Genomic DNA, 9,983 nt, shown 5'->3' with positions numbered 1-9,983 from the left:
CATTACCCCTAATTCAAGATATGTCAAATAATGTGTTACAAACAGTTACTAAAAATTCAATTTTTTTTCGAAATTCGGGATCATACCGACAGTTAAGAAAAGAGTTTTCCAAGCACGTCACTCAAACAGTGATTGTAAAAGAAAGGTGGTTTGAGCAATTTATGTACTAAGTAAAGCATAGGATTTCTTCTTATCAATAACTGGTGGTATGATGAGTCAATTTTACCGATAATTAATTACATTTGGGTTGCTAATACATGGTCATAAAGGCAAAGAGCCCCGCTAGTTTTGCGGAGAAATATATCATCGAGAGTATTTGGAATGGTCGGTTCGCACCGGGCTCCATTTTACCTGCTGAGCGCGAATTGTCTGAGTTGATAGGTGTTACTCGTACTACTTTACGCGAAGTTCTACAGAGGTTAGCCAGAGATGGTTGGTTGACAATTCAACATGGTAAACCAACAAAAGTGAATGATTATATGGAGACATCAGGTCTGCATATCCTCGATACACTAATGACATTGGATCCCGATAACGCTCCGGTCATCGTGGAAGACCTATTAGCGGCAAGAACCAACATTAGCTGCATCTATATGCGTCAATCTTTTAAAGTTGATAAAGAGGGTGCACTAGATGTTATCTCTCGGGTGATCGAATCCCTAGAATATTTACTCTCTTCGAACAGTTGGGATGAGTTTGTTGAAAGCTCGCCATACTCGGAGAAATTAAAAAACATCATCAAAGATGATAATGAAAAAGACGCCAGTCTGCGACAAGGCCTACTGTTAGCTAAAACCTTTAATTTTTACGACTACATGTTGTTTCAAGGTTTAGCGTTTAAGTCTGGGAATCCAATTTATGGCTTGATCTTTAACGGCATTAAAAAGTTGTATACTCGCGTAGGTAATTTCTACTTCTCTTCTCCTGAAGCGAGAGCATTATCACTGGTTTTCTATAAGGACCTGTTAGTACTTTGTAAAGAGGATCGCCGTGACGAACTGATGCTACTGATCCGCAATTATGGTATGGCCAGTGGCGTGATCTGGGAGCAGATGAAAGAGCAGTTACCAAGTGACTTTACTGACGATCATAGCTAACTCAACGTTCGTGATATAAGAAAAAAGCGCTAATTGAATAAATTAGCGCTTTTTTTTATTATGGGGAAGGGTCAAGTTTGTTCTCTTTAGACGGACAGCTGGCGACAATGGTTGCTTTGCCACTGGGCTGCTCTTGTTCTAAGACGACATCAAATCCCCATAACCGATGGCAGTGTTTCATCACTTCAGCGCAGTTGTCGAACAGTGGGGTTCTATTGTGTGGAATATGGCGAAGTATCAGTGAACGGTCACCACGTAGATCCACATTCCAGACTTGAATGTTAGGTTCGTTGTTACTGAGGTTATATTGGGCCGATAATATCTCTCGGATACGCTGATACCCCTCCTCATTATGAATGGCGCCAACTTCTAAGTAGTTTTTATGGTCATCATCCTCAACAGTAAATAGTTTAAAGTCACGGATCACTTTCGGAGATAAAAATTGGCTAATGAAACTTTCATCTTTGAAATTTTTCATTGCAAAGTGGAGAGTCTCTAACCAGTCACTACCAGCAATGTTTGGGAACCAAGCACGGTCCTCATCTGTCGGGTGTTCACAGATGCGACGGATATCTTGGAACATGGCAAAACCTAATGCATAAGGGTTAATGCCACTGTAGTAGGGACTGTTATAATCCGGTTGCGCGACCACATTAGTATGGCTACTCAAAAACTCCATGATAAAGCTTTCTGAGACTAACCCTTCATCATAGAGGTGATTCATAATGGTGTAGTGCCAGAAGGTTGCCCAGCCTTCATTCATTACCTGTGTCTGTTTCTGAGGGTAGAAATATTGACTAATGGTTCTGACAATTCGGACCACCTCACGCTGCCAGGATTCAAGCAGTGGTGCATGCTTTTCAAAGAAGTAGAGAATGTTCTCTTGTGGCTCTGGCGGAAACGTAACGGCTTCTACATCGTCACTTTTTTCTGATTTTGGAATGGTTCGCCATAAAGAGTTCACTTGAGATTGCAAATAGTCCTCTCGATCTTTTTGACGAGCGGACTCTTCCGTTAAAGAAATTTTTTGTGGCCGTTGATAACGATTGACACCGTAGTTCATCAGAGCATGGCATGAGTCTAAAATCGCTTCAACCTCCTCAAGTCCATGTTTTTCTTCGCACTCGGAGATGTAGTTTTTGGCAAATAGCAGGTAGTCAACAATCGAACTGGCGTCAGTCCACGTTTGAAACAGATAGTTACCCTTAAAGAATGAGTTATGGCCGTAACACGCGTGTGCAATAACCAAGGCTTGCATCGTGATGGTATTCTCTTCCATCAAGTAGGCAATACAAGGGTTAGAGTTAATTACTATTTCATAAGCCAGTCCCATCTGACCATGACGGTAATTTTTCTCCGTTTCAATGAACTTCTTACCAAACGACCAGTGTTGGTAATTAATCGGCATGCCGATGCTTGAGTAGGCATCCATCATCTGTTCAGCGGTGATGATCTCGATCTGATTTGGATAAGTATCTAAGCGATAATGCTTGGCAATACGTTTGATCTCTTTGTGATACTTTTCAAGAAGGTCAAACGTCCAATCAGGCCCATCACTTAGCTGCTCATCTTTTATTTTTGCAGTCATGGCACTCTCCTTTATAATCAGCTATTCCACTTGCTTCTTGAACAGTTGTCGGAAGACAGGAAAGATATCCTCTATAGAACGTATGTTCTCCATAGCGAAATTCTCATAATTTTCACATAGGTAGTCGTACTCTCTCCACAGCGTTTGGTGTGCTCTTCGTGTTATCTCAATGTAAGAGTAATAACGCGTGACTGGGAGAATCTTTTTCTCAAGTAACTCACGGCAGTTGGGAGAGTCATCCGCCCAGTTATCACCATCAGACGCTTGAGATGCATAGATGTTCCATTCAGAAGTTGGGTAGCGCTCTTCGACAATTTCACTCATGAGTTTTAGTGCACTAGAGACTATGGTGCCCCCAGTCTCTTGTGAATAGAAAAACTCCTGCTCGTCGACCTCTTTAGCTTGAGTGTGGTGCCTAATGAATACTACTTCTACATTTTTATAGGTTCGAGTAAGAAACAGATAAAGCAGAATATAAAAACGTTTAGCGATCTCTTTAGTCGCTTGGTCCATGGAGCCAGAAACATCCATCAAACAGAACATAACCGCTTGGCTGCTAGGCTGAGCACGGCGTTCATAGTTTTTGTATTTCAGATCAAAGCTATCAATAAACGGTACTCGACGGATGGCTTGTTTTAGCTCGCTGACCTGTTGTTTGAGATCCTCCTCCACTAGTGGCTGTGCAGGCTCCTGGTTTTTTAATCGTGCCAGTTGAGCCTCTAGTTCGCGTAGTGCCCGTTTTTTTGCCGCGGTCAGCGCAGTACGACGGGCCAGAGAGTTTTGTAATGATCGCACCACCGAGATATTGGTCGGTACGCCGGAAGATTTAAATCCAGAGCGGAATGTTTTCCATTCCACCATCTTATTTTGTTGGTTTTGTTGCATGTTAGGCAAGGCTAAGTCATCAAACAGAAGGTCCAAATATTCACTCTTTGATATTTGAAATGAAAACTCATCTTCCCCTTCACCATCAGCACTCGCTTTGCCATCGCCCGCACCTTGTCCTCCTCCTTGTGGCGGGCGTTCTATGCGATCTCCGGAAATAAATTGGTCATTTCCGGGATGGATCGTCTGTTGCGTTCCACCTTTACCATGTCTAAACGTTGGCTCAACAATATCCTTTGAAGGGATAGTAATGTCTTCACCACTGGTTACGTCGGTGATTGAACGTTGATTCACAGCATCTGAGATCGAGTCTTTTATCTGCTGTTTATGACGTTTCAAAAAACGCTGACGATTTACTGTGCTCTTATTTTTACCGTTGAGCCTACGGTCAATAAAATTGGCCATATCTCCTCCAGAATGCGTAATGGACTTAAATAGTCAGTATTACTAAGAAGATTTTCTCACACGAAGGTACCACTCAGACAGTAAGCGTACTTGCTTCGATGTATATCCTTTCTCCATCATTCTAGCGACGAAATCATCATGTTTTTTCTGCTCATCGGTCGATGTTTTCGCATTAAATGAGATAACAGGTAGTAGCTCTTCAGTATTTGAGAACATTTTTTTCTCGATGACCGTACGTAATTTTTCGTAACTGGTCCAACTCGGATTTCTACCTGAATTACTCGCTTTTGCTCTGAGAACAAAGTTAACGATTTCATTACGGAAATCTTTTGGATTACTGATACCCGCTGGCTTTTCAATTTTTTCTAACTCACCATTTAACGCGGCTCTATCAAATAACTGCCCTGTATCTGGATCGCGATACTCTTGATCCTGAATCCAAAAATCGGCATAAGTGATGTATCGGTCAAAGATGTTCTGACCATATTCAGAGTATGACTCTAAATAAGCGGTCTGTATCTCTTTACCAATAAACTCAACGTATTTGGGAATGAGGTAGCCTTTTAGGAACTCTAAGTACTTATCGGCTTGCTCTTGTGGGAACTGTTCACGCTCGATCTGCTGTTCAAGGACATAGAAGAGGTGCACTGGGTTCGCCGCGACTTCAGTTTGGTCAAAGTTAAACACTCGCGATAAGATCTTAAATGCAAAACGAGTCGATAGGCCGTTCATGCCCTCATCAACACCGGCATAATCTCGATACTCTTGGTACGATTTTGCTTTTGGATCGGTGTCTTTTAAGGTTTCGCCATCGTAAACGCGGACTTTTGAGTAGACGTTTGAATTTTCAGGCTCTTTGAGGCGCGATAGTACGCTGAACCTGGCCAGAATATCCAGTGTGCTTGGTGAACATGGTGCTTGGGACAATTCACTGTTTTGGAGTAACTTATCGTAAATTCGAATCTCTTCAGAAACGCGTAAACAGTAAGGCACTTTAACGATGAAGACACGATCTAAAAAGGCTTCATTGTTTTTGTTATTACGGAATGTTTGCCATTCAGATTCATTGGAGTGAGCGAGGATCATGCCATCAAAAGGTAAGGCAGAGAGGCCTTCCGTCCCGTTATAGTTGCCCTCTTGAGTTGCAGTGAGGAGTGGATGTAGCACTTTAATTGGTGCTTTGAACATCTCTACAAACTCCATTAGGCCTTGGTTGGCTTTACATAAGGCGCCGGAGTAACTGTAGGCATCTGGATCATCTTGAGAGAAGTGCTCTAGCTGTCGAATATCGACTTTACCTACCAGTGATGAGATGTCTTGGTTATTTTCATCGCCAGGTTCGGTTTTAGCAATACCCACTTGATCTAATATCGAGGGTTTCACTTTGATTACAGTAAATTTAGTAATGTCACCACCAAACTCATGCAAACGCTTGGCCGCCCAAGGTGACATAATGGTATTTAAGTAACGAGAGTCGATGTTGTAATCTGATTTTAACAGCTTAGCATCTTCACTCGCATCAAATAATGAGAATGGATGATCGTTAACTGGGCTTCGTTCACCATTGGCACACAGAATGTATATGGAGTTCTGTTGCATCAAGCTTTTTAGCTTTTCGGCTAGGGAAGATTTACCGCCCCCAACAGGCCCTAATAGATAGAGTATCTGTTTACGCTCTTCTAACCCCTGTGCGGCATGTTTTAGGTAAGAGACGATCTGCTCAATCGCTTCTTCCATACCATAGAAGTCTTCAAAGGTTTTATAACGTGATATTACTCGGTTGGAAAAGAGTCGACTCAACCTTGGATCTTGCGCTGTGTCAATCAGCTCAGGTTCGCCAATGGCAAGCAGTAGTCGTTCGGCTGCATTGACATAGGCACTTTTATCGTCTCTACATAAATTAAGAAAATCTAATAGTGAAATTTCTTCGTCTTTTGCTTCTTCGTAGCGTTGACGGAAATGGTCGAAAATAGTCATAACGAGTGCCCCCTAAACCTACAACAATAATGAGATGAGAATACAGATTGAAATTACATACCTTCATTATTAAGGGTAGACGCTAATTTGAGTTTTGCAGGGAAATAGATGAAATTTCAAACACTTTGAGGTTTTTCTAGCACGATATATGCATTGAATTGCGTGAGTGGATTAACGGCTCATAAGGTTTAATAAGATATGTGAATGGTTGCTCTTACATTTATTTTTTGAATGGGTATAATGGCGTTCAAAATACAGTATGCAAAACTGTATACTTAATGTTGAGAACCTTTTTATTAAACATGATCTTGGTGAACCTAGTGAAAAAAATTCGATTATTTATCCTGTTTTCTGTCTGTTCGTTAGCCAGCAATTCGCTGTCAGCGGCTTACTCCCAGTGGTCAATCGGGGCTGCAGTTTCATACTCTCCTGTGATCTATCAGGATACACCTTCTAATATTGTCGCTATTCCTATGGTGGGGTATGAAGGTGAGCACCTGTTTTTCCGCGGATTCAATGCTGGGTATCGAATGCTTCCAGTGGGCTCACCACAAAATGTTGTCTTTAGGCTCATTTATGATCCACGAACCTTTAAACCTGAAGACTCAACCAATACCAACATGCAGCTGTTAGATGAGAGAGACTCAGCAATATTAGGTGGTGTCAGTTACCAATTGATTACGCAAGTGGGTATGTTTGAAGCCTCGGTGGGGACGGACATTGGTAATACGCACAACGGACTTTATTCAGAGGCAGCGTGGCGTTTACCTCTTCGTATGAATGGATGGGGGCTGACACCATCTGTCGGGTATTCCTACAACAGTGAAAGAATAAACAATCACTTATACGGAGTCTCTCAATCTGAATCTACGGCAACGGGAGGCGCTATTGATGCGTTTGACGCTGATTGGGATGGTCAGTTTTTTCTAGGATTAAGTGGTTATATGTTTGTGACGAAAAATATTCGATTAACTGGGAGCATTCGTTATTTAAACCTGGAAGGTGGTTTAGAAAATAGCCCGATAGTGGAACATACAACCAGCAGCACAGCAACAATAGGCGCCTCTTACGTTTTTTAACTGGTGTTGATTGCAATAAAAAGCGCTAATTGAAGTGAGATTCAATTAGCGCTTTATTTTTATTCAAATTCTTATTACTTCACGCCGATAGTGGTACTGATCTGATAGTGTTCACCTGGTTGAAGCTGTTTTCCCTCTTCAAGAGAGTTAGCGTATAGCGTCGATTCTACGCAGAGCATGGTTTGGTAACCCTGGGCAGCCATATCAGCCATTGCCGTAGCCCCTTCAAGCCATGGGTTCCATATCACGGCACTATTATCGCCTTGATTGCACACAGTGAGTGTACGTTGATGTGATGGGTCGTTAATGTCAAGTCGAGAAGCTGGCTTTAGATAGACGCGGTCGATGGCTGAGTTAATCATAAGCTCATCAGGACCTGTGGTTATCGTTGTGTCGGCGAGGCTATCGACATATTCAGCCCCCATGCCTGTCACTGTCGAGGAGAGAATATCGGCTAGATTTAAGTAGGTATGCAGTGCGCCACTAAAGCGCCACTCATCATCATCACAGTTCTCGATATCCAACGTAACGGTTAGAGTATCTGAAACCTCAATATTCAACGTCGCTAAGAAACGGTGTGGCCATATCGATAATGTCTCTTTACTGTGAGAGAGAGTCAGGCTGATAATGACTCCGTTATTGTTCTCTTTATGCTCGCTTAAGGTCCAGTTTGAGGTACGAGCAAAACCGTGAGCAGGCTCTGCAAGTCGTCCAAACCAAGGCCAGCAGATAGGGATTCCGCCTCGAATGGCTTTCTCTTTGGAGATGATGGCTTCTTCACTCAACCAAATGACATCGTGTTGATTGGCGGGTTTAAACCAAAGTAGATGACCACCGTGCAGTGAGATCCCAGCTTCTGCCTGTTGATGAATGACTCTCACAATTTTAACGCCATTGTATTCACACACAGTGACAGAGTCAGAGAGGGTGCTAATGGCTGGAAGATTACGTAGTTCCATCTCAATGTCCTTAATAGTGACAAATTTCAGATACAAAAAAGGCGACTCGAAAGTCGCCTTTTTCACAACACTAAGCGTTACTTAGAGATGTGAGAAACAAGATCTAGAACCTTGTTTGAGTAACCGATTTCGTTGTCGTACCAAGATACAACTTTAACGAATTTGTCAGTTAGTGCAAGACCAGCTTTAGCATCGAATACTGAAGTCTGAACTTCACCGATGAAGTCTTGAGAAACAACAGCATCTTCAGTGTAACCAAGAACGCCAGCAAATTCGTTCGCAGAAGCGCGCTTCATTTCAGCACAGATTTCTTCGTAAGTTGCTGCAGTTTTTAGGTTAACAGTAAGGTCAACAACAGAAACGTTAGCCGTTGGAACGCGGAAAGCCATACCTGTTAGAGTGCCGTTAAGCTCAGGGATTACTTTACCTACTGCTTTTGCTGCACCAGTTGATGATGGGATGATGTTCTGAGAAGCACCACGGCCACCACGCCAGTCTTTAGCAGAAGGGCCATCAACTGTTTTTTGAGTAGCAGTAGTTGCATGAACCGTTGTCATAAGACCAGATTCGATGCCCCACTTGTCGTTAAGAACTTTAGCGATTGGCGCTAGGCAGTTAGTTGTGCAAGATGCGTTAGAAACGATATCTTGACCTGCATAGTTCTCGTGGTTAACACCCATAACGAACATAGGAGTTGCATCTTTAGATGGGCCAGTAAGAACAACTTTCTTAGCGCCAGCTGTGATGTGCTTACGAGCTGTCGCATCATCTAGGAAAAGACCTGTTGCTTCAGCAACTACGTCTACGCCGATTTCGTTCCACTTAAGATCTTCAGGATTGCGCTCTGCAGTAACACGAACCGTTTTGCCGTTCACTACAAGGTTGCCTTCTACAACATCAACAGTACCGTTGAAACGGCCGTGAGTTGAGTCATATTTAAGCATGTAAGCCATGTATTCAACGTCAATAAGGTCATTAATACCTACAACTTCGATGTCAGCACGTTCTGCTGCTGCACGGAAAACGAAACGTCCAATACGGCCAAAACCGTTAATACCTACTTTGATAGTCATTATGTTGCTCCACAACTTAATTTCAGGTTTAAGATAACTGGTAGTAAAATTACAAAAATTAACGCAATCCTGCAAGTGAAATTCGAAAATTAATTGTTTAATATCAAAAAAAGAACAAAATGACGCTAAATATGAGTAAATAAGGTACGTTCTCTGTTTGTAAAGTACGATTTTTCATTTTATGCGAGTTTCTGTAATATAATTGTAAAGTAAACAGGATAAAGCTAATGCTTCCCTAACGTAATAAGCCCTGAAAATTATGGGTGCATAGCGTCAAAATAGGCAAGTTTTAGTTTGAGAATAATAGGAAAAATAGTAATGAAACGTTATGACAGATTGTAATAATAATAAAGAGAATGCGCGCACAGACGAGGAGTACCGTAACTTGCTGACAAGTGATGAGTATTCGGTTTGTCGCTTACAAGGTACAGAAGCGCCTTTCTCGGGGCCTTTACTTAAAAATAAAGAAACAGGGGTCTACCATTGTAAATGCTGCCAAGCTGTTTTGTTCTCTTCAGAGAGTAAATATGATTCAGGTTGTGGCTGGCCAAGTTTTGATGCCGCGATTGATAATAAATCGATCAAATTCATTGAGGATGTAAGTCACGGAATGGTGCGAACTGAAGTACGATGCATTGCATGTGATTGCCACCTAGGTCACGTTTTTCCTGACGGGCCACCCACCACAGGTGAACGGTTTTGTGTTAATTCACTGTCGTTAACTTTCATTAAGAAAGAGTAATAAAAGGACAAAACTGCTAACAGTTGTATTTTTATTACAGAGTTTTAAGGCTGAATTCGGTGGTTAACGAAGGGTTAATAATCAGGATTTGGCCTTTTTTTGTCGATAAAAAGGAGAATTGAGTCGAAAGTGACCATTTTTTTTAACTGAAAGGAGGTGGTGGGGATTATTTTACGGG

8 protein-coding genes are annotated in these 9,983 nt (G+C 42.0%); 3 read left to right on the top strand and 5 right to left on the bottom strand.

Going from position 1 to position 9,983, the window contains the following annotated elements; genetic code table 11:
- Window positions 1-257: 257 nt before the first annotated feature.
- Window positions 258-1,097, top strand: coding sequence for a fatty acid metabolism transcriptional regulator FadR (fadR, locus tag L4C32_RS19305; protein WP_428198524.1), 840 nt, complete (start codon window positions 258-260; stop codon window positions 1,095-1,097).
- 58 nt (window positions 1,098-1,155) lie between these two features.
- Here fadR and L4C32_RS19300 read toward each other — a convergent pair whose 3' ends face one another.
- Genes L4C32_RS19300 through L4C32_RS19290 form a run of 3 tightly spaced genes read right to left on the bottom strand, consistent with a single transcriptional unit; the run spans window position 1,156 to window position 5,952 of the window.
- A complete protein-coding gene (locus tag L4C32_RS19300; protein ID WP_428198523.1) occupies window positions 1,156-2,685 on the bottom strand; it encodes a SpoVR family protein in 1,530 nt (509 codons plus the stop codon).
- A 21-nt stretch (window positions 2,686-2,706) separates the two neighbouring features.
- A complete protein-coding gene (locus L4C32_RS19295) occupies window positions 2,707-3,975 on the bottom strand; it encodes a YeaH/YhbH family protein (RefSeq protein WP_428198522.1) in 1,269 nt (422 codons plus the stop codon).
- Between the two features lie 42 nt (window positions 3,976-4,017).
- On the bottom strand, window positions 4,018-5,952 hold the full coding sequence (locus tag L4C32_RS19290) for a PrkA family serine protein kinase (RefSeq protein WP_428198521.1): 1,935 nt from the start codon (window positions 5,950-5,952) through the stop codon (window positions 4,018-4,020).
- 320 nt (window positions 5,953-6,272) lie between these two features.
- Here L4C32_RS19290 and L4C32_RS19285 point away from each other — a divergent pair, with 320 nt between their 5' ends.
- Window positions 6,273-7,031 carry a MipA/OmpV family protein gene (locus L4C32_RS19285; RefSeq protein ID WP_489672091.1) on the top strand — a complete coding sequence of 253 codons (759 nt, stop codon included), beginning with the start codon at window positions 6,273-6,275 and terminating at the stop codon, window positions 7,029-7,031.
- A gap of 74 nt (window positions 7,032-7,105) precedes the next feature.
- Here L4C32_RS19285 and L4C32_RS19280 read toward each other — a convergent pair whose 3' ends face one another.
- The gene (locus L4C32_RS19280; protein ID WP_428198520.1) at window positions 7,106-7,990 is read right to left on the bottom strand and encodes a D-hexose-6-phosphate mutarotase; all 885 of its coding nucleotides are present in this window, start codon (window positions 7,988-7,990) and stop codon (window positions 7,106-7,108) included.
- A 77-nt stretch (window positions 7,991-8,067) separates the two neighbouring features.
- The gene (gap, locus tag L4C32_RS19275; protein ID WP_428198519.1) at window positions 8,068-9,063 is read right to left on the bottom strand and encodes a type I glyceraldehyde-3-phosphate dehydrogenase; all 996 of its coding nucleotides are present in this window, start codon (window positions 9,061-9,063) and stop codon (window positions 8,068-8,070) included.
- A 328-nt stretch (window positions 9,064-9,391) separates the two neighbouring features.
- Here gap and msrB point away from each other — a divergent pair, with 328 nt between their 5' ends.
- Window positions 9,392-9,805 (top strand): peptide-methionine (R)-S-oxide reductase MsrB, encoded by a 414-nt coding sequence (gene msrB / locus L4C32_RS19270; protein WP_428198518.1) that lies wholly within the window; start codon window positions 9,392-9,394, stop codon window positions 9,803-9,805.
- The last annotated feature ends 178 nt before the right edge of the window (window positions 9,806-9,983 follow it).

The organism is Aliivibrio kagoshimensis (genome assembly GCF_050337105.1).
In the GTDB taxonomy this organism is placed as follows: Bacteria; Pseudomonadota; Gammaproteobacteria; order Enterobacterales; family Vibrionaceae; genus Aliivibrio_A; species Aliivibrio_A kagoshimensis.
This window is presented reverse-complemented; position numbering and strand designations above follow the sequence as displayed.